We start from the raw sequence: 22,940 nt of genomic DNA on the forward strand, positions 1-22,940 counted from the left end.
GTATCCGGTCTAATAATGCTCTTTGCCTTGGCCCCGGAAGCGCGAGCCACGGAGCAATATCAGTCTGTCGATGAGATTCACCAACGGGTTCTGGAACACATAAAGCAAAAAGCTAACCAAAAAATATTAGAACCGACATTTAAAATTCGCGAACTGAGCAAAACCCTTAAATTGGGCAAGTGTCAGACCGCCTTGAAAATCTCTGACAGAAACCCGAACGACTATGTCGGACGCATGACCATAGGCGTCGGCTGCGAAACCCCGAAATGGCAAGTATACATACCCGCTGAAGTGGACGGTAAAGTACGCGTTGTAATGACGACGCAGGCGCTATTAAAGAAAACCACTATTTCCGCCGATAAAGTGAAAGAGGTTCTGATCCCATACCGCAAGGCACCGCGCCAGAGCCTGCAAAATATCGATACGGCAATCGGAATGCGAACCAAACGCCCGATCGGCGCAGGGCAAATTTTAAAAGCCAGAGATCTGCAACCGCCCTATCTGGTTTTTAAAAAACACAAAGTCAATATCGTAACCTACATTGGCAATATCGAAGTTAAAACCACAGGGATTGCACAAGCCGATGCCGTCAAAAACGAACAGGTGGCCGTCAAAAATTCGGCATCCGGAAAAGTCGTAAAGGGCATAGTTATTGCTCCCAACACCGTATACATTCCTTGAATGTGTCTAAGCAGATGAAATTTATAAAATTAATCGCTAGAATAACGATTAATTTGACTTAAATCCCCGGCAAGGGATAAAGAGTAAAAAAAATTTATTTTTTTTTCTAAAGTTATTTCAGACGTAGCCGTTATAAGAATTAACGAAATAAGATATTTGTCTAATTTTTAGACTCTTATAAAGATATAGAGGCAGAAAAATGGATATTAAAACAATAAACACCCCCGCTGTAAGCGGTCGCAGCAACAGCGACCCCGGCAAGCCAGTGGCTGGGGATGCGGCTACAGCGAAACCTTCCGTATCGGATGAGTCCGGCAATAACATCGATAAAGTTACCTTGACCGAAATGCAGGGGAAGCTACGAGCGTTAGAGCAAAAAACGCAAAGCATCAATAATGAACGTGAAGAGCGTATCGCACAGATCCGCGAAGCCATTAACAATGGCTCATATCAGGTTAATTCGGAAAAAGTTGCCGAAAAACTGATGCAGACTGAAATACTGCTTTCGCGAGTTTAAGGACGTCAAATCGTGTCCGACGCCAATCAAGCCAATAAGAATGCGCTAAAAATCATCGAACTGCTGTCACCGGTAGTCGATGATTTTTTTATTTGCCTGGAAAAAGAATCTTCCGCCATCTCGAATGGCACAGTAGACATGCTGGAAGAGATGACCGAAGGCAAACAGCGCTCGGCCTTGAACCTTGAAAAAGCAACACAAATGGCGCAAAACTACCTGCAAAACACAGATCACACACTGGAGCAGTTGCTCGCGTCCGAAACCGCAAGGGACACTCTCTCCCTTGAACAAACAATTTCAGAACAACTGCATGCACTGACAGCTAAAATTCGCCAATGCTATGACCTTAACCAGGCTAACGGGATCGCCATTCAAGCACTGAAAAACATCAATCAGCACACCTTGAACCTGATCACCGGCAAGGAAAAAGAAGTTAAACTCTACGGTTCCAGCGGCGCCGCTTCTTCCTCAGGAAAAGGGCCTGGATCTCACCTCGGCAAAGCATAACCCTCTCTCCTTTTAAAGATTCTAAAAACCCAGGTCCATTCTGGCTTATTTTCTGCTTTCTCTAACCAAGCTCTCTGATGAGATTCACGTCATATACCCGCCACATGTATTCGCGGGAAAACTGGGCGAAATCAAGTTAGACGGTTTTTTCTGTTCTATCACTTTGGCTTAGAGCGTAAAAACACTACACTTTAACGACCGGAATCTGGAAACAAATTATTATGAGTATTGGACAAAGATCATATTTCCGCATTGATGTAATGATGCGTTGCAGCTATCGAATCGTCAAATCCACAGATATTGAAGACACGCCTCTGCCTGAAAACAGAGACAACAGTTATATCGAAAGCTATATGATGCAGGATCTTATCGAACTGGATAAGCACATCAATGATGCAATCGTTAAAATCAACGAACGCAGCTCTCTGCTAGCGACTGCTTTAAATGCTCTTAACAGCAAAATTAATTTTTTAATGGATACGGTTGATACGTCGCAGATTATCAAAGCGATTCCGCACCGCCCGGTCAATCTGAGCGGCAACGGCATTGCATTTGATATAGAAGAGGACATCGATATCGATGATAAGATTGATTTGCTGATGCAGCCTTTGGAAAATGAAGCGCCGATCTTGGTTCGAAGCAGCGTGGTCAATATTCAACCGAAAGAATTTGGGGCTATTAGCCGCGTCGCCCTGACTTATGACGATTTAAGCGAAGAAGATCGTCGTAAACTGATCTTCTTTATCCAAGCCAAAGAGATCGAACTGGCACAAAAAGAAAGAAGAAACCCGACCGATCAAAACGGCCTGATTTAAATCTAGGGATAAGTGTAACGCTTATCCTCACCACCTTGGCCAACCTTCTCTTTCGACTTTTTCTGCTGTTCCATCTGTTTATCCAGGCTTTTCACCTTGCGCTCGAGAAGATACACCCGGTTCATCCCCTGTTCAAACTGCTGCTGTTGCTCAGCCTGACTGCGAGAAACCTGTTTCACCGTTTTGTCCTGCTTGCTGACTTTGGATTCCAGCACGCGCACACGAGTGCTGATGCTGGCCGCCGCCGCGACACCTTCAAACAAAATCAAGGCACCCAGCACCACAATTTGCAGTTGCCGTTTACTCATAACGTTTCTCTCTACAATGCGCGCATTCAAGCGCGATTAACATCCTGGAATTTACTGATAAGACTGAATCCGGTAAGCCGCTTCCGGCTCACGGGCCGAGACCTCATCACCGGTATAAACAAAGGCCTTTTCGAAGAATGCTTTATCGACATAAACTTCCAGAACGGTTTCATAGTTGTTGTCCGCCATTGGCGTGACACTCACTACTCTCGCTCCACGAACCACGGCATTAATGCGGGCACGGAAAGAGTCATTTTTGGCCGTCAACGTTGAAATCGAAGTGTTACTGTCAATTTTAATCCCGGAAAGCTGTTCGGCCAGAGAACGGTACGCATCCAATTTCGATGCACGGATGGCCATCAATCGTCGCTGACCCGTCGTATAAGCCGCAAACGTACTTTCGGCACCATAACCGATACCGGTAATTTTGATCAGCTCAGATTTATCTTTCTTCACGGCTGCTTTCTCAGATTCATCGTTCTGAACAATCTGCTGATAGATCTTTTGATGAACTGGAGCTGGTTCACTTTGCTGAGTTCCCTGCTGATCGCAGCAGTCATTTCCTTGCGTGTAATTTGGTGTCGCGCTACATCCGCTCATTGCGGCAATGGACAATGCCACCGCGCTAGCCAAAAGATGTGACTTCTTCATTTTAAGTCTCCTTGTTATTATCGCTTTGTCTCAAGCGTCTAATATTATTAACGGCCGAACCGTCGAATTATTTACTACTTTTTTTAAATTATTGCTCTTGCAGATAAATCACTTTTCCAGCTTCTTCTGAATACAATCGGTTACTGTCGCGATAGTATTCAGGCACAACCATATAGCTGCCACGATCCTTTTCGAATCCGAGCTGATCGACCATTTTCTGCGAAGTTTCCTTGACCCAGGGAACCGGTTTCTGACTGCAGCCCGATACGAGCAACACCACCCAAAACAAGAACCCGACAAGTATAAAATTACGTTGCATAAGCCTGCCTTTCTACACCCGTAACACTATGGGTAAGAATCACCAACACCTTGATCATAAAACATACCGTCAGGCGTTTGGTAACGGTACTGACTTTCCTGTTCGGCTTTCTGCTTCGCCTCTTCGGCGGACTTTTCCGCGGCTTCCAGACGACGCTTCTCTTCCAACAATTTCAGTTTTTCGACACTCTTAACCGAGTGCAATACATCCTGCTGTTTTTGCTGCATGGCTTTAAGCTGTTTTTTGACTTCATCCAGAGCTCGCTGGGTTTTAATCAGACGGTAATTAATGGAATCGATCTTCTTCACAACCTTAGGATCGATCTCTGCGGATGCAACGACGGATGAAACAACCGGTGAAGCAACCTGCGGCACCGTCACTTTTTCAGTTTCAATCGGCTCAGGTGATGGTTCTAGCGTTTTTTGGGAGTCAACATTGAGCGCTCCCCCTTGCATTTTCAAAACATCTCCCGCCATCTGCTCAATCTGAAAATTGACGGCATCCAGTTTTTTCTCGACTGAATCCAAATTATCCTTAAGCCCGATGGTCGCGCTGATATTCTGTTCACTACTGACCTTGATCGACTCAATCATGGTCTGGGTTTCTTCGCTAACCCCTGCGTGCGAGGCCGCCATAGCACTCCAAACACCGATACCGATTGCAGTTAAAACCAGCACAACCGTCGAAGCGCCAAAAATAATGATTAGTTTTTTTAGGGAATCCATCTCTGCCACCGTTAATTGTGATTTGGCCTGATTATTTTTTGAGGCGCGTTTCTTAAGTACCGCTTCGAAGTCTTCATCTTCCAAAGGGGACTCAACGCTATCCGAGGATTTGGTATCGGCTTGCACCGCTTCTTTTAAAGCGGCTGCGCCAGCAACAGCAGCTCCGACTGCCGCGACATCTTCTGCATCTAAAGCGGCTTCTTCGGGAGCGGAAGCTTCCGGCTCCTCCGGTTGCTGTTCACTTGATTCAGGTTTATTGTCTTCGACGACATCCGGCTCGGAAGCCTCTTCTTCAGAACGATCGGGTTCCTCTTCAGGAAGCGATTCAGGGGCCTGTGGCTGAGGGGTAGGAACCTCGGCCGACTCGAGATCATTATCAATATCTTCCAAATCGGTATTTGCATCCAATTCTGCTTCATCCAATAAAGCATCGATACTGTCTAGATCATTTGGATCAATTACATCATCCGGGGTTGCCACAGATACATCCTTAGGTTGTTAAGTCCGAAAAAACGCTGGCCTGCCACACAATATGGCTTGCCAACAGTTTATTAATCGGTCACAACAGGCGTAACTTTAGCTGCGTCGAGTAAATAAACGGAGGGCAAGAGGTAAAATTGTCCGGAAAGCCGAGTCTCGACCTGACCGACAGAGGTATTGATTAACCAGTTTTGCTGATCAAACCGCTCTGAAAGGGTCAAAATCTCGATTGCCGCAGTACCTAAAGCATAAAAAATGCCAGTTTCTGCTTCCGGGCGGAAGTTGACTGATTGCTGATAAGCGTCATAAAGATAGGTGGGTAAAAACGCATAGGTTTTTTGCCATGAGGTTTGGTAAAGACTCAAGTCAGTCAGTTTCGGGGCTTGTGGTGAAAACCACAGATGGCGAGTATCGGAGAGCTGATAAAGATCCAGAAACGGAGAGACTTGAACGGCATCTTTAGAAGGCAGCAGACTGACCACGACATCGAAATCCTTTCGTGATCGAGGCACATACTCGATCGAGCGGCGGATCTGCTTACGCAATACTGCCGCACGAGTTTTCGACTCGCGGATGCCCAAACCTTCTTCAATGCTATCATCCAGACTTTTCTCGACGATCTGGGTATCAAACGGAACAGGATTGGCAGATTGCGCATTCAGAACGGCAAACTCATCCACCAATCCCATCGCCTTATCGCCATCCTTCACCAACATCAGAGCGCCTCTGTGGAAGTTCTCATGAATGTGATTCACCAACTTTGACAATCCGCCGGATCGTCCCGGTGACAGCGACTTCTCATTGGAAAAATAATGCAGCGGCGCATCATTCAAGTAAAGTGTCGGGATTCCGGTCTGTAGATCGTGCCATGCCTCGATATTAAGCTTTTTCAGAGGCCCGATTATCAGATCGGGCTGATAATGCTTCAGCCGCTCCCACAGGGAAAACAAGCTGCCGTACTCTTCCGTGTCGAAACGTACCAACTGCCCTTTGTAGCCCAGACGCTGCAAAGCCTGCTCCATTCCTTGAAGAATTCGCGACCCGGCTCGTCGATAGTCTCCGCTCATCGGTAACACCAGCGCAATCGTCGCATCCGGGTTTTGCAGATCAAATTCAAAAGAACTCCCCTGCAACCCCAAAAATTCAAATAGGCTTGGCATTCCTTTTTCACGTTTCAGATAGCGCTTTAGCTGCTCGACACGGGCTTCGTATATCGGCAAAACACCTGCGTTTTCCAGTTGCTCCACATACTGCCGTAATGATTTGATATCACCGTTTTTGATCGCCAATTCGGCCCGCAGGATAAGAATCTCTTGGTCAATCTGTTGCAGCTGGCTCTGCATCGCTTCTGGGCTTTGCTCTGCTTTCGCCTCATTGTGCTGCGACTTTTTCTCAGAGGAAGAATCGGAACCGAAACCGAACAGTTCTCCCAAACTAAAGGCAAAAGTTGCCGATGAGTAACTTAAACTCAAAGACAAGACCAGCAGCCAACTTTTACGCTTCAATTTCATCATCTTTCCAGCTCCGATACCTTATCCCAATGCACTTAAGCTAAAGACTTGCTCGCAATTTCATATACATCTTTGGAAACATTATCTCGATCGAGGATACGCTGTAAAGCCGCACGCATCAACTTCTGACGCTCAGCATCGTAGCGTTTCCAGTGCGTGAAAGGCCCGAGCAATCGAGCGGCAATCTGTGGGTTTAACTCATCGACTTTGATAATCTGCTCAGCCACCATCTGATAGCCGGCTCCGTCCGCACGATGGAACCCGACCAGATTCAGACGCGCGAAAACGCCCAGAAGACTACGAACCCTGTTTGGATTCGTCAATGAGAAGTCCGGGTGCGACAACAGGCTCTGTGCTTTTTCCAGCGCCGTCTCGTTTTGTGTTTCGGCTTGCATGGCAAACCATTTATCAATCACCAGATTATCCCCTCGCCATCTTTGGTAGAAATCCTGCAATGCCTGATCCGTTTGCGAATGACCTTGATGAAGCATGATTTTCATCGCTGCAAGCACATCGGTCATATTATGCTGAGCACGATACTGCTCAAACACGCGTTCCTGATGTTGCGCAAGACAACCAAGGTACGCCAGCGCAACATTTTTAAGCATACGCTCGGCTATCTGTCGTTTATCATAACGGTATTCGGAATCATCCTGCATGCGTAAGTAGGTGTTGCGCCATTCATCCTGCAGCGCTTGCGCCAGGCCATTTTTAAGCCAATTATGCGCTTGGTGAATCGCATCCACATCAACCTCTCGGTACTGCTCACCGATATAACCTAACTCAGGCAACGTCAGACTCATCGCTACCAGCGCCGGATCCAGAGAATGATCAAGCAACAGCTTCTCGGCAGTATCGACAAGCAACTGCGGAACAGCGTACTCTTCGACCGATTTCAAAGCCGCTACCTTGGCCTGTACCGTTCTTAACAACAAAGTCTGCATCGCCTCCCAACGGACAAAACTGTCTTCATCGGCAGAAGCCAGCAGCGCTAACTCCTGATCGCTGTAATCGTAACTCAGTTTCACCGGCGCAGAGAACCCGCGCAAAAGCGACAATATGGGCTGAGTCTGCACGCCGTTAAAAACGAACTGCTGCTGCGCTTTCGTCATTTTCAAGACCGCATTGGTCTCACTGCGCAATTCAACCGTCTGCAAATGGCTTTCAATCGGCTGCAGTTGCAAAGAATGACCTTCGGAATTCAACATCCCGAAACCGATCGGTATCAACAACGGCTTGAAATCTTCTGTCTCGGGTAAACTCTGCTCGCAGTTCACCGTTAAAGTCTGCATCTGAGCATCATACTCACTCTCGATCTTCAGAACAGGCGTACCCGACTGGACGTACCAGTTATGCATCTGCTGCAGATCCACACCGTTGGCATCCGCCATGGCGTTACGGAAATCTTGAACAGTGACCGCCTGACCATCATGACGCTCGAAATACAGATCCATACCTTTACGGAAACCGCCTTCACCAAGCAGCGTATGATACAAGCGAACTACTTCCGCTCCTTTTTCATACACCGTCATGGTATAGAAGTTATTCATTTCAATATAAGACTGCGGCTGGATCGGATGCGACATGGGTCCGGCATCTTCAGGAAACTGATTGGAGCGCAATCGCTTAACATCTTCAATTCGTTTGACCGCCGGGGAGAGCATATCCGCGGTAAACTCCTGATCACGGAAAACCGTCAAGCCCTCTTTCAAAGTCAACTGAAACCAATCGCGACAGGTGACACGGTTTCCGGTCCAGTTATGAAAATATTCGTGGCCGATCACCGCTTCGATTCCCTCGTAATCGACGTCAGTTGCACTCTCCGGCTTGGCAAGAACAAATTTGGAGTTAAAAACATTCAACCCCTTGTTCTCCATCGCGCCCATATTAAAATCGTCCACCGCGACAATCATATAGATATCCAAATCGTAGATCAGTCCGAAACGGCTCTCATCCCACGCCATAGAGCGCTTAAGCGATTCCATCGCATGCTCGCACTTATCGATATTGCGTGGTTCGACATAGATTTCCAAAGCAACATCCCGCCCGTCTTGTGTACGGAAAGTATCGGAAATTTTTTCCAGATTACCGGCAACTAACGCAAACAGATAGCACGGTTTTTTGAAAGGATCCTGCCACACTGCGTAATGTTGCCCGTTAGGTAAATCACCGGACTCGGTTAGATTACCGTTAGCCAAAAGGTAGCGATTTTGCGATTTATCGGCAACCACCTTGGTCGTAAAGACACTTAACACATCGGGACGATCAAAGAAGTATGTGATTTTCCTAAAGCCTTCCGCCTCGCACTGGGTGCAATAATTACCGCTCGTCCGATACAGACCTTCCAATGCGGTATTTTTCTCCGGGTTAATCCGGGTCACAATTTCCAGTTCAAACTGTTCCTTATCGGTTGAAAGGCTCAGTCCGGTTTCTTCAACTCGACATTGGGAGGTAACATCTTCGCCATCCAAATGCACCGAGAGTAAATCCAAACTCTCACCATCAAGCCACAGATCGCCAGCGCGCAAACGCCCTATCTGCATACGATTGGTTACCTGCGTCGCTTCTGGCTGAAGCAGAAACTCAAGAAACACCGAATCAACGGTGAATGCAGGCGTTTGATAGTCTTTGAGATAATTTACTTTCGGAGCACTCTTTGTCATAGAAAACCTTAAGAAAATGGAGTTACAAAAAAACCCCTCTTTTACAGTCAAAGAGGGGTTTTATTACAAGTTTGGCTGATATTTTAGCGCGAAAACGAATTAATAATTAAATTCCGCACGACGGTTTTTCGACCATGACGCTTCTGAATGGCCTTCGTCAACCGGCATATCTTCACCAAAGCTTATAACATTAATACGGTTTGCACTGACCCCTTCGGCCATAATCGCATTTTTAACCGACAAAGCACGGCGTTCACCAAGCGCAAGGTTATATTCACGAGAACCACGCTCGTCACAGTGCCCTGCGATTGTCAGCTTGGCTTGTGGATTCTGACTCAAGTATTCAGCGTTCATTTTGATAATGTCATAATATTCGGTACCAATGTCCGAACGGTCATATTCAAAATAAATCACTTTACCGCTCAATAGCGCCTTCATCTGTTCCGGCGTCAGTGCTTTTTTGCCTGCGTCAAGATCGGTTGCACCGCTCTGAGCGCCTTGATCGGCAGCACTTTGAGTTGTTGAAGCGGCACCATCAGCTTTAGGCTCACTGTATTGGTAATTATCGTTCACTTCCGGTGTGGCACTACAGCCGATCAAAGCTGAGCCCATCAAGGCCGTGGCAAAAAGTTTAGCGTATTTCTTCATTATTCAGAACCCCTTTAAAAATATAACGTTAACAGTTAACTATCCAGTGATTATCAGTTATTCGACACTATACCGCATTAAACTTTAAAAAATAAGCGTCTTAGCGCAAACAGCGCAACAGAAAAAAAGACAGTTTTAACTACTTGATATAAATCAAGTTAATGCCGCAGAGCCTAGTCATAAAGAAAACTACAGGTAAAATTTATCTACCTATTTTGCTAAGATGGTTGAAAATTTAGAATTTGTGCTAGAGAAGCAAAGATACAAGCTGGAGATTAAAAATCATCCACAAGCATACTGACAAAAAAGACAAAAGTATCAGACAAAAAAATCCCGGCAGATTTGCCGGGTAAGCGGGCTACATTATGAAAAACCGTTGAGAAAACCTTTCAAACACTCAACGCCTTCACAATCCTTATTAGAACATAAAACAGCCATGCTTTCTTGTTCTGAATCAACTTCAATTACCAAATGAAAAGCGGAATTACGCCGTTGCTTTGCATGAATCACAGCTTGAGTGCACGCCGGCGATATGCATCAGACGCTGCATATCATGAATCATGACTTCTTTCTTCTTCCAGGTAACGATATTTTCTGCATGAAATTTAGCGAGAATGCGAGATACCGTCTCTGGCGTTAATCCCAAATACACGGCCACATCACGATGCAGAATGCTTAATCTGAATTCATCACTGGCATAACCACGGTTACGGTAACGCTCGGACATATTCCAAACAAACTGAGCAACCCTTTGATCTGCATTGCGGCGAATCAAGAGTTCCGAATGCATTCGACCATCCAGAACTTCTTTACTGATTGCATTAAGCATCTGTTGGTTCAGATTCGGAATCGATTCAGTCAGTTCGGTGAATTTTTCAAAAGGAAGGGTACAAACACTGGTGGTATCAAGCGCGACAGCACTATATTGATGCTGTTTACTGCCCAAAGCATCGATTCCGAGAACATCGCCCGGCAGGTAGAAGCCGTGTACAATCTCTTCACCGCTATCCGTGAACGAATAAAGCTTTATCACTCCGGCTCGTATCGCAAACAGTGCGCTGAACTTATCACTGGCTTCAAAGAGATGCTGACCTTTCTTTAAAGGTGAGCGTCTGTCCACAATATCATCCAAACGATCTACGTCTTCGCGGCGCAAACCAGTAGGGAAACACACTTTTTGCAAACCGCAGTTTTTGCAGCTGACATTAAAGGCTGACTTAACTTCTTTCATAGAACCGTCTACTTAATTGTCCTTAATCAAGTTTTGATTGTATCCCTTTTAAAAATACGAATCACTAAAAAAATTATATGATTATTCTATATACACATAAATACTTACTCAAGACTTTATTCATAGTTCTTAAGGAATTTATATTATAAAAAGGTAATGTGACTATTTTTTAATCAGCAGTTTAACACCCTTGTAATTTCCTGCGTTTAAAGCACTTATTTCATAATTACTCACAAAGTTATCCACAGTTTCTGTGGAAAAACACACAAGTCCCCCACCACCAGCCCATTTTCCGAACACAAAAAACATTCCCTTTATTTTCAATAACTTATATAACAAAAATAAAACCTGTTTCGAGCCAATACTAAATAAAACACCTCCTTGTCAAGTCAATACAAAAATTTTATTCACTTTTATTTTTGTCAAGAGTTAAAAGATTTTTTTCAGGCAAAAATTCTCTCAAATGACGCTTATGTTAAAATTGGGCAAACAGTAACATCGGATAAACTTTTTTAATAAAGGATTAAGGAAATGGCAAAATTTCTGGCAATCGGGAATGCCGTACTGGATACAATTTTTACCGTTGAGCAACACCCTAAAGAGGATCAGGAGATCCGAGCCATTAGTCGAGAAAACAGAGTCGGCGGCAATGTAAACAACATGCTTTACGTCCTTAACCAACTCGGTCACGAAGCGGCAATTTGCTCAACAAGCGCAACCGATACGGAATCAAAACAGCTCATCACAGGGATGCAGGAGCGCGGCATTGACTGCACACATATCCAAAAGTTTATTCAAGGCAGTACGCCAAACTCCATCGTGACTCTTAACGCCCATAATGGTAGCCGCACAATCGTCCACTATCGCGATCTGCCGGAAGTCAGCTTTGATTTTTTTGCCAAAATCGAAATCGAAGAGTATGACTGGATTCACTTTGAAGGACGCAATGTCGATAATCTGCAAGGAATGCTCAATATCAGTAAAACCTTCCTTGATAATCAACCGATCTCAATGGAAGTAGAAAAACCGCGCGAAAATATTGAATCGCTTTTCCATCAAGCCAACCTGATTATCTTTTCGCATCACTATGCTGGAGCCAAAGGCTTCAACAACGGTGAAGAGTTGCTGAACGACATTGCCAAGTTGGCTCCAAACAGTCAGCTGGTCTGTACTTGGGGTGCCAAAGGTGTCTGGTATAAAGCGCTCAACGCGAAAGTCGAACACCTGCCGGCATTGCCGGTCAACCCGGTTGTCGATACCCTTGGCGCCGGGGATACATTTAATGCAGGTTTACTAAGTAAGCTATCCGAAGGCGCGTCCCTGTCCGAGGCATGCGAATTTGCCAACCATCTGGCCGCGCAGAAAATTCAGAAGATGGGACTGGATGATATCCTAAACGCCAAACCGGAAAACCAACCGATTGCCAATATTAAACAGCTGAGCAAAGCCAAAGCGACGGTGATCGACTTAAATAACCGCGGCGGCGTTATTCTCATTAAGCAGGATGAAGAAGTTCGCGCCTACGAAAATAATTGCCCGCATCAGAATGTGCCTCTTAACGAAGCCTACAAAATAGATGTAAACCCTTTTGATCAAACCATGAAGTGTTCGGTACACGACGCCTTCTTTAAAATTGACGACGGCGAATGCGTAGAAGGCCCTTGCTGGGGGGAGCATCTAACGCCCGTCAGCATCCGCATGGATGATCAAGGGGATATTTACTTGGTATAGAATTAAAAAAGGCTCACAATTGTGAGCCTTTTTTTAACTTGGACATTTTTATAAATTTCTCTGTCGGAAAGCTTCGTAAAGCGTCACCCCTGTGGCAACGGAGACATTCAAACTCTCAACACTCCCCACCATTGGAATGGCCGCCAGATGGTCGCACGCCTCACGCGTCAGACGTCGCAACCCAGTTCCTTCCGCCCCCATCACAATTCCGATCGCCCCCGAGAAATCCTGCTGATAAATGGTCTTGTCAGTCTCACCCGCCAAACCGATCATCCACATACCATTCTGCTGCAACTCTTTCATGCTGCGCACCAGATTCGTGACCACAACCAGCTTAACGGTATCCGCCGCACCACAGGCCACTTTTCGCACTGTCGCATTAACCCCGACAGACTGGTTTTTAGGAATGATGACAGCATCAACCCCAACAGCGTCAGCGGTGCGCAGAATCGCGCCTAAATTATGCGGGTCCTGAACTTCGTCCAGAAAAACAAACAGCGGATTAGCCGTTTCTTCGGCGATTTTCAGCAGATCCGCTTCGCTCAAATCTTTCTGCTTTTCAACCATGGCCATGACACCCTGGTGATTGCCATCGATCTTGGCAAAAACGGATTTATTAACCAACTCGACCTGCAGGTCCAAAGAACGCGCCTGATCCAGTAGTGCCTGTTGACGTGGATTCAAACGCCCTTTCAGAAAAGAGATGCTGAAAACCGACTGCGGAGCCTGCTTGATAAAGCGTTCAATCGCATGAATGCCGAAAATCAACTGTTGCTTCACGATTTCGCCTTCGGCTTGGAAGATTTACCTCCACTACGCTTCTTGCGATAGTAGCGTTTCTTACGTGGCTTTTTCTTAGCGCCATTATCGTCTTGTGATTCGCCTTCGGCCGGAGCAGAATCCTCACGAACCTCTTCGGATTCGCCGGTATCCTCGGATTCCGTCAGGCTCTCGATAAAACGCAAATCTACTTTGCGCTCATCAAGGTTAACCTGAGCAACCTGAACCTTTATGCGATCACCTAAACGGTAAACTTTACCTGTACGCTCCCCTTTTAGGCAGTGACGGGCGTTATCGTAATGGAAGTAGTCGTCACCCAACTCGGTAATGTGCACCAAGCCTTCAACATACAGAGGATCCATTTCAACAAACAGACCGAAGTTGGTTGCAGCAGTGATCACCGCTTCATACTCTTCACCCAGTCGGTGAGAAAGGAATTCGCACTTCAAGAAGGTTTCTGCATCACGGGTTGCATCGTCTGCACGACGTTCAGTATCCGAACAGTGCTGCCCCATCTCCACCATTTTGGCATCATCATAGATAAAGTCCGAAATGGGCTGCTTACTCCAAACATGACGGATTGCACGATGTACCAACAGATCCGGATAACGTCGAATCGGTGAAGTAAAGTGCGTATAGTTCTCATAATTCAGACCAAAGTGACCTTTGTTTTCAGGGTGGTACACAGCCTGATTCATCGAACGCAGCATAACCGTCTGCACCAGATGTTTGTACGGCTTATCCTCTACCTGAGCGGCAACTTCAGCAAAATCCTGAGCGGTTGGCGTATCGCCACCGTTTAAGGTCAAACCAAAGTCCGCCAGGAAAGTGCGCAGGTTCTGCAAGCGGTCTTCCATCGGCGATTCGTGAACACGATACACGATCGGCATTTTGTGCCATTTCAGGAAACGCGCCGTAGCCACGTTTGCCATCAACATACATTCTTCGATCAGTTTATGAGCGTCATTGCGCACGACCGGAACAATCTCTTTGATCTTACGCTCGTCATCAAACACAATGCGCGTTTCAGTAGTATCAAACTCCAGCGCACCGCGTTCTTCACGAGCCTTCTGCAGAACCTTGAACAATTCGTATAGCGTATCGACGTTTTCGATCTGCTCGGAATACTCTGAACGCAGCGGAGAATTGGCATCGGTAACCATTTCGTTAACCTGAGTATAGGTTAAACGCGCCTTGGAGTTCATTACTGCCTGATAGAACTGAGTACGTTCAAGCTTACCGCTCTCGTCAATCGCCATATCAGCAACCATACAAAGACGGTCAACATGAGGATTCAATGAACATAGCCCGTCGGAAAGCTTGGACGGCAGCATCGGAACCACGCGCTGCGGGAAATAAACCGAGTTTCCGCGCTTGAGCGCTTCCTTATCCAACTCGGTTCCAGGCTTAACATAATGCGATACGTCGGCAATGGCGACGATAAGCTTCCAGCCGTTCTTGCGACGCTTGGCAAACACCGCATCATCGAAATCTTTCGTATCCGCGCCGTCAATCGTCACCAGCTGCAGATTACGGAGATCCTTACGTCCTTCCAGATCCGCTTCAGTCACCTCGTCACCGATCTGATCCAGCTCGGCAATCAGGGCGTCCGACCAGCTATTCGGAATTCCGTGGGCGTGAATTGCCGAATCGATTTCCATCCCCGGAGCCATATAATCCCCGACGACTTCAACCACTTTCCCGATCGGGCCGGAACGTGCCGACGGCTGATGCAGAATTTCAACCAGAACAATCTGATCTTCCTTCGCATCCATCAAACCATCCTGCGGAATGAATACATCCTGCGCAATGCGATTATTATCCGGACGTACCCAAGCCATACCGTCTTCCAGACTCAAGCGTCCCAGAAGCTGGGCGGTACAGTGTTCGGTTACCTCAACGATAATACCTTCCTGACGTCCACGACGATCCTCTCCGACAACCGACGCGATAACGCGATCGCCATGCAGGATTTTATGCATCTCTTTTTCGGACAGGAACAGGTCCTTGCCGCCCTCATCGGGAACAACAAAACCGAAACCGTCCGGGTGGCCAAGAACGCGACCTTTAATCAGATCCATCTTCTTCAGCAGACCGAAAGCACCGCGGCGGTTTCGGATCAACTGGCCGTCACGCACCATCGCTTTCAGACGGCGCGACAAAGCTTCATAGCGTTCTTCGTCATCCTCGTCGACATTTACCGCTTTGGCTACTTCAAACAGGCGCAAAGGTTTCTGTAACTCTTCCAGCGTCTGCAAAATAAATTCACGGCTAGGGATTGGATTGTCGTACTTTTCTGCCTCACGCGTTGCATGAGGATCGTTAAGGTCTGTTTGTTTTTCAGTAGTCACTGTTTACCATCTAATCTAATTTGGATTCCACGATCTGCAGAACCCCTATTCAAACAAGGCTCCCGAGGCTTTTAACAGCGGAATCGTCTGCAAAATTTGGGCCATTATAACAAAAGAAATTGACCGGTTCCGTTAAAGACGTAACTCAGATAAAAAAGTCAAATTGAAAACCGATTCTCACCCTCTTCCTCCCCCTTTTCCAGCCATTGAAAAAACGTCACTCCCAAGCTTTACCAAGGCGATAAAAAAGGCGGCTGTATTGTGCACACAACCACCCTCTCACAACATCCATCATTATGCTTGATGAATAAACGCTTAACCTTCTAATGCAGACAACTCAGCCTCCATCCAATCAGTGTCTTGCGGATAAAGTTTATGCGCCAACTCTCTTAATGCCGACTGCAGAGCCTCCTCCAAAACCGGGTGATAGAAAGGCATTCGCAACAGATCCATAACCGTCAACTTCTGCTCAATCATCCACGCCAGAAGATGCGCCATATGTTCACCTTCAAACAAAAACAACTCTGCACCCAACAACTGTTTGCTTTCCTTATCCGCAAACAGCGAAATCGCACCTTTATCTTGCCCAATAACAATCGCTCGGCCGTTAGCACAGTTCAATTTAAAGGTTACCACCTCGATTTTATCCGCATCGAGTTCCGTGTAACGCTGGCCAACCAGCCCGATTTGCGGATCGGTAAAAGCGACCCCTAAACTGGTTTTACGCGCATAGGCCGAAATCTGCGGATAGGAGACGGCATTAAGCACTGCCATACGCCCTTCATCTCCCGCTTCATGCAGAATCTGACGGTAACCGTTCACATCTCCGGCAATAAAAATCGGCTTGTCCTCGATCTGCGAAGTATGCAGGTTAAAGTTCGGCATACCACGCCCATCCAACTCGACACCCGCAGCCGCCAGATTCAAGTTGTCGATATTCGGACGACGGCCAAGCGACGCGAAAACCGCATCGACATACACTTTTTCCTCGCCGATCTGTACCTCGACTTCCTCCGGATTATCCGGGTTCAGACGCAAATTCGCGGCAACCCCCAAATGCACCGGAAACTCTTTGGAAAACTCGGCAACCGCCTCTTCTACCACCTCAGGTACACTGAGTCCACCCAAGGTATTGAGCATCTCGACACCGACCACCTCAATACCTAAACGAGCCAGAGCCTGCCCTAACTCCAATCCGATAACACCAAGACCAATTACTGCAATACGCTTTGGAAGCGTTTCGAGCTCAAAAATCTCGTCACTGGTCATAAGCTTATCACCCAGCTCTTTCCACGGAGTAGGCACAACCGGACGAGAACCGTTAGCGATAATAATGCGCTCCGCTTCAATCACTTCGTCATTCACTTTGAGCTGATTCGGAGCCACAAATTCTGCATAACCTTCAATCAGCTGCCCAGGGGCAAGCGTATCCGTCGAGCCGGATTTCACTCCACCGGTAAAACGATCACGCAAAGCACGAACTCTTTGCATGACCTTAACCAGATCGACTTCCTGCTGTTCGGCATTCTCAATGCCGATTTCCGCCATATGATGACGCTGGTGATAATGATTCGCCGTATGAATCAGAGCTTTCGAAGGCATACAACCAACGCGGGCACAGGTCGTTCCGTAAGGCCCGCCCTGAATCATGACAAAATCTTCGTTGCGCTTCTTTAAATAAGAGAGTGCCGTCAAACCGGAAGTTCCCGCGCCGATAATCGCGTATTTCACCTTTCGCATAATTTTCTCCAATACACACAAGCAAACAGTACTCTCTTATATTAGTTAAAATCCATATTTAAAAGTTGAACCAGCACAAGTATTCATCTGAAATCAAAAAAACAGCGCAAAGCAATTTTGAATGACTAAAATAGGTGCTGGACTCACAAGGATTGTATTCAGGTATATGGCAGGAATCCGCTTACCGACTAAAAGGCCTCTGCACAGAGCATTGCTTGTCTTCAGTGTATTCTGTTTCAGTGCCTGCGGCCTCACTCTCAGCCCGTCGGCAGCCTCGCAGGAAGCGATTCTGTCGGATAAGACTCGTACTGGCGATTCAATCAATCAACGCATCAACAGCCAGTTTATCGGCGATCTCGAAGAGATTCGCAAACGCCGGATACTGCGCGTTCTGGTCAGCTACAATCGAACCAACTTTTTCCATACCGATAAAGGCCCGCGCGGAATCGAATATGAATTGATGGCCGCTTATGAAAAATACCTCAACCGCGGACCGCGAAAAGAACGCTTCAAAACGCATCTGGTTTTTCTGACACGCCCTTTCAACCAACTGATTAATGCACTGACACTCGGCGAAGGCGACATTGTCGCATCCGGCTTAACCATTACGCCGGAACGTAAACAACTGGTCGACTTCACTGCCCCCTACATCAGAAACGTCAATGAAATTCTGGTTTCCTACAAGGGTGCAAAGCCGATAACCCGCATTGAAGAACTGGCCGGTGAACAGATCATTGTCGTTGCCAACAGCAGCTATATCGTGCAATTGCAACAGATCAATCTGGCGCTGGGCGGCCTCGGACTGGAAAGCATGGAAATCATTCAGGCCAACGAACTGCTCGAAGCCGAAGATATTCTGGAAATGGTCAATGCAGGTCTGTTCCATTACACGATTGTCGACAGCCATATTGCCAACATCTACAGCTCCGCCTACAAAAATATCATCGTGCATGACGACTTCATTCTGCGTAACGGCGGCGAAATCGCTTGGGCAATCAACAAAAACCTGCCTAAATTCAAAGCTTCGCTGAACGATTTCATTGAAAACTATGCCCGCCAGGGCCGCTATCTGGGCAATGTCCTGTATCGTCGATACTTCGAAAACACCGCCTGGATCCAGCACCCTTTGGATTTTACCGCACTGGATAGAACCCCTTGCCTGCAGTATTACTTTGAAAAATACGCCCAGTTTTACGATTTCGACTGGTACCTGATCGCCGCTCAAGCCTATAAAGAATCCAAATTCGACCAGAAACTGGTCAGCCGGCGCGGCGCTTACGGCGTCATGCAGATCAAGCCCAGTACCGCCAATTCCAAGCACGTACGCATCGCCAACATCAAAACTGACATGGAAAACAACATCCATGCAGGGATTCGCTACCTGGCCTCCCTGCGCGACTATTACTTCGATAAACCGGAATACGCTCCCGAAGATGTCATCAACTTCTCACTCGCCGCTTATAACGCCGGCCCAGGGCGAGTTCGCCAATTACAACGCATTGCCAAAAGAAAAGGACTTGACCCTTATAAGTGGTTCTACAATGTGGAAACCATCGCTCGTAACGAAATCGGACTGGAAACCGTCAACTACGTCACCTTCATTCAAAAGACTAAAGAAGCACTCAAACTGGCGACCCAGCTGGAAAAAGAGAAAAGGCTGTTAAAACAGCAACATCTGAATGAATTAAACCCGGAAAACAGCAATTCTCCGGGTCCTGTCGATGATGATTTGCGATTGGATTATTCGCCGTTCGACGAAACTGATGACTCCGGCGAGGAGCAGGAGAAGAATGAGGGCGATGAAGATATCACGCCCGCCGTGTCAAATCAGCCTGCACCAGCCATAGAACCTAAAACCCCACCCCGTTAGCCCGGCGTTATGCCGGAATAATTAAGACTGTGGGCGGTAGACGCGCACGTTGTCAAACCCTTCATCCCGAAGATACTGTGCATGCAGCTGGCTCATCACCCCTTTATCACAATACAACAGATACTGTTTATCCTGATCCAGACTCTTGAACTCACGCCCCAGCACATTAAACGGCATCGTAATATGTTCAAGCCCAAGTGGTCGTGCCTTACGCTCTTCGTCACGACGAATATCAATCAGCACCGCATCGCCGACCTCATTCAACACTTCTACCGCCTGCGTCTGATTGACATCTTCGATAATCTGATCGACATTCAAATACTGAGCATCCTCAACCGCTTTATCCAAAACCGCCAAATCGAAATGACTCTCTTCGCGCTTGGCGCGTTCGAATGAACCGCTGGTGACCGGGTTGCGAGAAATCACTCCACAATACTCCGGCATCGACTCGGCAAATTCACGGGTTCCGATCTTATCGGCAATAGCCATAATTTCCGGTTTATCCATGACCGCCAGAGGGCGCAGTACCAGTTTATTGCTCGCTTCATCGATAATTGCCAAGTTTCGTAGCGTCTGACTACTGACTTGAGCGACGCTTTCTCCGGTAACCAACGCATCGATCCCCATATTGTGCGCTACCTGTTCAGCAGCCTTGATCATCAGACGCTTGAGCATCACGCCCATATAACTTTCATGCGAAGCACGGAAAATCTCGTCCACGACACCGTCAAAAGGCACTGAAACAAATTTCACACGATGCGATGCGCCAAATTTATTCCACAGATAAAGCGCCACTTGCTTTACACCGATTTCGTGCGCAGCACCGCCAAGATTAAAGAAGATAAAGTGCGTCTTAAGACCGCGCTTCATGGTTAAGTAGCTGGCAACGGTGGAATCAAAACCGCCGGACATCAGTGAAAGAACTTCACCTTGCCCCCCCATTGGAAAACCGCCAAGTCCGTCAAAACGACCGGTTACCACATTTAGAATTTTATCGTGCAGATCAAGCTTCACCGTGACATCGGCATTTTTCAGATCGACACCGGCACTCTCACCAAGCTGAAACAGGCGACTACCTACATAACGCTCGATCTCATTCGAGTTAACCGCATGGTTACCGGCACGCTTTACGCGAACCACAAAACGCTTACCGCGAATTTTATCGGCAAAAAACTCAACCGCCTTATCGGCGATTAAATCCAGGTCGTCGCCGGTTTCAAAAGCTTCAACTTCCCAAAACTGCTGAACCCCCGGTGTACGTTGCAGCAGACTGCGTACCGCCAGATGCATTTCACTATCGCAATACACCTCGATCTTATCGTGAAAACGGCGTACCCGACTTTCGCCTTCAATGCGTCCCAGCAAACGCTTTAAATTATCGGTCAACATCATAATCATACGCTTTTTAACCGGCGCGCCCTTGACCATAATTTCCGGGAAAAACTTAACAATAAATTTCATCAAATTAACTCAATACTACTTTTTTGAAAAGGCGATACAATCAGGCGTCACAAAAGGATATCGACTCTTATCGAAGGATCTCTCAACCCGACGACAGATCTTTATAAACAAGGACTCAGAACCGCCAAATTAAAACAATTTCGCTATTTTACCCTATCCTGTGCGCCACGTCTGAGAAGGCGTTCACAACCCTGTTACAACAAGGGTTGCAAATACGTAAGCACAGTAACAGCAGGTAAAAGGTTTGCGAATTTTTCGGCCGGCATGGTATGATTAGCGGAATTTGTAATTTCAATTTAAACAGCGAGAAACTCGATGAAAAGACTTGATCAAGTATTGGCTGCGGACAAAGTTCCAGCGGAATTAGAACTGGTTATCAATGATGTAATTGTTGCGTGTAAAGATATCGCATACAAGCTACGTCAAGGTGAACTGGCTGGTATTCTAGGCGCAACCGAAGATGAAAACGTTCAAGGTGAAACACAAAAGAAACTAGACGTTATCTCTAACGATCTGCTTAAAGATATGCTTGTTTCCAACCCTTTCGTTCGCGGAATCGGTTCTGAAGAAGAAGACTACACTGTTGCAGGTTCTGCAGAAGGTAAATACCTGGTAACTTTCGATCCACTAGACGGTTCTTCAAACATCGACGTAAACCTTTCTGTTGGTACCATCTTCTCTATTCTTGAAGCACAAGACGATCGCTCAGGCGACCAGCAAGAAGTTTTCCTACAGAACGGTCGCAAGCAGGTTGCTGCCGGTTACGTTCTATACGGACCTTCTGCACTGCTTGTCATGACAACCGGTAACGGTGTTAACATCTTCACTCTAGATACGACTGTTGGTGAGTTCGTTCTTACCAAGTCAGGCATCCAGATCCCTGAAGACACTGCAGAATTCGCAATCAACATGTCTAACCAGCGTTTCTGGGAACCAGAAATGAAGCAGTACATCGATGACTGCCTTAAAGGTGAAGAAGGTCCTCTAGGCAAGCGCTACAACATGCGTTGGGTTGCTTCCATGGTTGCTGAAGTACACCGTATCCTTATGCGCGGCGGTATCTTCATGTACCCTTGGGATAACCGTGATCCGTCTAAAGCCGGTAAACTTCGTCTAATGTACGAAGGAAACCCTATGTCTATGATCGTTGAACAGGCCGGTGGTGCATCTTCAACAGGTCGTATGGACATCATGGACGTTCAGCCTGAAGGTATTCATGACCGCGTTCCAGTTGTTCTTGGTTCTAAGAACGAAGTGGCTAAGGTTGTTGGCTACCACAACAAATAATCGAATTTTCACTTGATTCGACTAACACCCGCTCAATGCGGGTGTTTTACGTTAAAACACTTAATTTAAGGAAGTTACACTATGGGTTATGCAGCAGTTCCTGCCGGTAAAGACGTCCCTAACGACGTTAACGTAATCATTGAAATCCCGGCTTTCGCTCCACCGATCAAATACGAAGTGGACAAAGATACCGATCTTGTCTGGGTTGACCGTCTTCAAGGCTCCACTCTTTCCTACCCGGCTAACTACGGTTACATCAACGACACCCTTTCCGATGACGGTGATCCGGTTGACGTTCTGGTTGTCACACCGCACCCGCTTATGATCGGTTCAGTTATCCGCTGTCGCCCGATCGGTATTTTCAAAATGACCGATGACGGTGGTGAAGATGCCAAAGTAGTCGCAGTACCAGTCGACAAACTTTCTCCGATCTACTCAAACATCGAAAAAGTCGAAGATATTCCGCTTCTTAAGGAGCAGATCGAACACTTCTTCAGCCACTATAAAGACCTGGAACCAGGAAAATGGGTTAAGGTTGACGGTTGGGGCGATGTTGAAGCTGCCCGCCAGGAAATCCTGAACGGAGTAGAAACTTACAACGCGAAAAAAGCGTAAGTTTCCCGTTTTAGATTGCAGAAAATGCCGGAATCATTCCGGCATTTTT

General features: G+C 46.8%; 20 protein-coding genes. 8 read left to right on the forward strand and 12 right to left on the reverse strand.

The features are described from left to right. Window positions 1-15 precede the first annotated feature (15 nt). The 4 genes from flgA to HQN79_RS08440 all read left to right on the forward strand — a co-directional run bounded on the left by flgA (window position 16) and on the right by HQN79_RS08440 (window position 2,520). Window positions 16-681: a flagellar basal body P-ring formation chaperone FlgA gene (flgA, locus tag HQN79_RS08425; protein WP_173285549.1), complete on the forward strand. Its 666-nt coding sequence runs from the start codon at window positions 16-18 to the stop codon at window positions 679-681. A 199-nt stretch (window positions 682-880) separates the two neighbouring features. Continuing rightward, window positions 881-1,198, forward strand: coding sequence for a flagellar biosynthesis anti-sigma factor FlgM (flgM, locus tag HQN79_RS08430; RefSeq protein WP_173285550.1), 318 nt, complete (start codon window positions 881-883; stop codon window positions 1,196-1,198). A gap of 12 nt (window positions 1,199-1,210) precedes the next feature. Then, a complete protein-coding gene (gene flgN / locus HQN79_RS08435; protein WP_173285552.1) occupies window positions 1,211-1,705 on the forward strand; it encodes a flagellar export chaperone FlgN in 495 nt (164 codons plus the stop codon). Window positions 1,706-1,926: 221 nt separating this feature from the next. After that, entirely contained in the window at window positions 1,927-2,520 is a 594-nt protein-coding gene (locus tag HQN79_RS08440; protein WP_173285554.1) for a PilZ domain-containing protein, read from the forward strand. Window positions 2,521-2,522: 2 nt separating this feature from the next. Here the strand turns inward: HQN79_RS08440 and HQN79_RS08445 are convergent, their stop codons facing one another. The 8 genes from HQN79_RS08445 to fnr form a co-directional block, all read right to left on the reverse strand. After that, the gene (locus HQN79_RS08445; RefSeq protein WP_173285556.1) at window positions 2,523-2,828 is read right to left on the reverse strand and encodes a hypothetical protein; all 306 of its coding nucleotides are present in this window, start codon (window positions 2,826-2,828) and stop codon (window positions 2,523-2,525) included. Window positions 2,829-2,879: 51 nt separating this feature from the next. Then, window positions 2,880-3,479: an LPP20 family lipoprotein gene (locus tag HQN79_RS08450; protein ID WP_173285558.1), complete on the reverse strand. Its 600-nt coding sequence runs from the start codon at window positions 3,477-3,479 to the stop codon at window positions 2,880-2,882. An 88-nt stretch (window positions 3,480-3,567) separates the two neighbouring features. After that, window positions 3,568-3,798, reverse strand: a complete 231-nt coding sequence (locus HQN79_RS08455; protein WP_173285560.1) for a hypothetical protein — start codon at window positions 3,796-3,798, stop codon at window positions 3,568-3,570. A gap of 26 nt (window positions 3,799-3,824) precedes the next feature. Continuing rightward, complete coding sequence (locus tag HQN79_RS08460) at window positions 3,825-5,003, reverse strand: hypothetical protein (protein ID WP_173285562.1); 1,179 nt, start codon at window positions 5,001-5,003, stop codon at window positions 3,825-3,827. A gap of 71 nt (window positions 5,004-5,074) precedes the next feature. After that, window positions 5,075-6,517 (reverse strand): penicillin-binding protein activator, encoded by a 1,443-nt coding sequence (locus HQN79_RS08465; RefSeq protein WP_173285565.1) that lies wholly within the window; start codon window positions 6,515-6,517, stop codon window positions 5,075-5,077. Window positions 6,518-6,549: 32 nt separating this feature from the next. Beyond that, window positions 6,550-9,177 (reverse strand): aminopeptidase N, encoded by a 2,628-nt coding sequence (pepN, locus tag HQN79_RS08470; RefSeq protein ID WP_173285567.1) that lies wholly within the window; start codon window positions 9,175-9,177, stop codon window positions 6,550-6,552. Window positions 9,178-9,276: 99 nt separating this feature from the next. Then, a complete protein-coding gene (gene pal / locus HQN79_RS08475; protein ID WP_173285569.1) occupies window positions 9,277-9,825 on the reverse strand; it encodes a peptidoglycan-associated lipoprotein Pal in 549 nt (182 codons plus the stop codon). A 484-nt stretch (window positions 9,826-10,309) separates the two neighbouring features. After that, window positions 10,310-11,056, reverse strand: a complete 747-nt coding sequence (fnr, locus tag HQN79_RS08480) for a fumarate/nitrate reduction transcriptional regulator Fnr (protein WP_173285571.1) — start codon at window positions 11,054-11,056, stop codon at window positions 10,310-10,312. Window positions 11,057-11,587: 531 nt separating this feature from the next. Here fnr and HQN79_RS08485 point away from each other — a divergent pair. Beyond that, a complete protein-coding gene (locus HQN79_RS08485; protein WP_173285573.1) occupies window positions 11,588-12,787 on the forward strand; it encodes a PfkB family carbohydrate kinase in 1,200 nt (399 codons plus the stop codon). Between the two features lie 48 nt (window positions 12,788-12,835). Here HQN79_RS08485 and rlmB read toward each other — a convergent pair whose 3' ends face one another. The 3 genes from rlmB to HQN79_RS08500 form a co-directional block, all read right to left on the reverse strand. Continuing rightward, window positions 12,836-13,567: a 23S rRNA (guanosine(2251)-2'-O)-methyltransferase RlmB gene (gene rlmB / locus HQN79_RS08490; protein ID WP_173285575.1), complete on the reverse strand. Its 732-nt coding sequence runs from the start codon at window positions 13,565-13,567 to the stop codon at window positions 12,836-12,838. Continuing rightward, the gene (gene rnr, locus HQN79_RS08495; protein ID WP_173285577.1) at window positions 13,564-15,918 is read right to left on the reverse strand and encodes a ribonuclease R; all 2,355 of its coding nucleotides are present in this window, start codon (window positions 15,916-15,918) and stop codon (window positions 13,564-13,566) included. Before rnr ends, rlmB begins: the two co-directional genes overlap by 4 nt. A gap of 315 nt (window positions 15,919-16,233) precedes the next feature. Next, window positions 16,234-17,658 carry a dihydrolipoyl dehydrogenase gene (locus HQN79_RS08500; RefSeq protein ID WP_173285579.1) on the reverse strand — a complete coding sequence of 475 codons (1,425 nt, stop codon included), beginning with the start codon at window positions 17,656-17,658 and terminating at the stop codon, window positions 16,234-16,236. A 166-nt stretch (window positions 17,659-17,824) separates the two neighbouring features. Between HQN79_RS08500 and HQN79_RS08505 the strand changes: the two genes are divergently transcribed. Further along, complete coding sequence (locus tag HQN79_RS08505; RefSeq protein WP_238843342.1) at window positions 17,825-19,528, forward strand: MltF family protein; 1,704 nt, start codon at window positions 17,825-17,827, stop codon at window positions 19,526-19,528. A 21-nt stretch (window positions 19,529-19,549) separates the two neighbouring features. Here the strand turns inward: HQN79_RS08505 and thiI are convergent, their stop codons facing one another. After that, window positions 19,550-20,989 carry a tRNA uracil 4-sulfurtransferase ThiI gene (gene thiI / locus HQN79_RS08510; RefSeq protein WP_173285581.1) on the reverse strand — a complete coding sequence of 480 codons (1,440 nt, stop codon included), beginning with the start codon at window positions 20,987-20,989 and terminating at the stop codon, window positions 19,550-19,552. A gap of 315 nt (window positions 20,990-21,304) precedes the next feature. On the opposite strand from thiI, the gene HQN79_RS08515 reads away from it, so the two are divergent. Beyond that, window positions 21,305-22,276 carry a class 1 fructose-bisphosphatase gene (locus tag HQN79_RS08515; RefSeq protein ID WP_173285583.1) on the forward strand — a complete coding sequence of 324 codons (972 nt, stop codon included), beginning with the start codon at window positions 21,305-21,307 and terminating at the stop codon, window positions 22,274-22,276. An 81-nt stretch (window positions 22,277-22,357) separates the two neighbouring features. Beyond that, complete coding sequence (ppa, locus tag HQN79_RS08520; RefSeq protein ID WP_173285585.1) at window positions 22,358-22,891, forward strand: inorganic diphosphatase; 534 nt, start codon at window positions 22,358-22,360, stop codon at window positions 22,889-22,891. Window positions 22,892-22,940: the final 49 nt, after the last annotated feature.

Source organism: Thiomicrorhabdus xiamenensis, from assembly GCF_013282625.1.
Classification (GTDB): Bacteria; Pseudomonadota; Gammaproteobacteria; order Thiomicrospirales; family Thiomicrospiraceae; genus Thiomicrorhabdus; species Thiomicrorhabdus xiamenensis.

Excerpts from the sequence above, each read along its gene's own strand:
- flgA (WP_173285549.1), top strand. The coding sequence starts at position 16 with ATGCTCTTTGCCTTGGCCCCGGAAGCGCGAGCCACGGAGCAATATCAG.
- flgM (WP_173285550.1), top strand. The coding sequence starts at position 881 with ATGGATATTAAAACAATAAACACCCCCGCTGTAAGCGGTCGCAGCAAC.
- HQN79_RS08440 (WP_173285554.1), top strand. The coding sequence starts at position 1,927 with ATGAGTATTGGACAAAGATCATATTTCCGCATTGATGTAATGATGCGT.
- HQN79_RS08445 (WP_173285556.1), bottom strand. The coding sequence starts at position 2,828 with ATGAGTAAACGGCAACTGCAAATTGTGGTGCTGGGTGCCTTGATTTTG.
- HQN79_RS08450 (WP_173285558.1), bottom strand. The coding sequence starts at position 3,479 with ATGAAGAAGTCACATCTTTTGGCTAGCGCGGTGGCATTGTCCATTGCC.
- HQN79_RS08455 (WP_173285560.1), bottom strand. The coding sequence starts at position 3,798 with ATGCAACGTAATTTTATACTTGTCGGGTTCTTGTTTTGGGTGGTGTTG.
- HQN79_RS08465 (WP_173285565.1), bottom strand. The coding sequence starts at position 6,517 with ATGATGAAATTGAAGCGTAAAAGTTGGCTGCTGGTCTTGTCTTTGAGT.
- pepN (WP_173285567.1), bottom strand. The coding sequence starts at position 9,177 with ATGACAAAGAGTGCTCCGAAAGTAAATTATCTCAAAGACTATCAAACG.
- pal (WP_173285569.1), bottom strand. The coding sequence starts at position 9,825 with ATGAAGAAATACGCTAAACTTTTTGCCACGGCCTTGATGGGCTCAGCT.
- fnr (WP_173285571.1), bottom strand. The coding sequence starts at position 11,056 with ATGAAAGAAGTTAAGTCAGCCTTTAATGTCAGCTGCAAAAACTGCGGT.
- HQN79_RS08485 (WP_173285573.1), top strand. The coding sequence starts at position 11,588 with ATGGCAAAATTTCTGGCAATCGGGAATGCCGTACTGGATACAATTTTT.
- HQN79_RS08500 (WP_173285579.1), bottom strand. The coding sequence starts at position 17,658 with ATGCGAAAGGTGAAATACGCGATTATCGGCGCGGGAACTTCCGGTTTG.
- HQN79_RS08505 (WP_238843342.1), top strand. The coding sequence starts at position 17,825 with ATGGCAGGAATCCGCTTACCGACTAAAAGGCCTCTGCACAGAGCATTG.
- thiI (WP_173285581.1), bottom strand. The coding sequence starts at position 20,989 with ATGAAATTTATTGTTAAGTTTTTCCCGGAAATTATGGTCAAGGGCGCG.
- HQN79_RS08515 (WP_173285583.1), top strand. The coding sequence starts at position 21,305 with ATGAAAAGACTTGATCAAGTATTGGCTGCGGACAAAGTTCCAGCGGAA.
- ppa (WP_173285585.1), top strand. The coding sequence starts at position 22,358 with ATGGGTTATGCAGCAGTTCCTGCCGGTAAAGACGTCCCTAACGACGTT.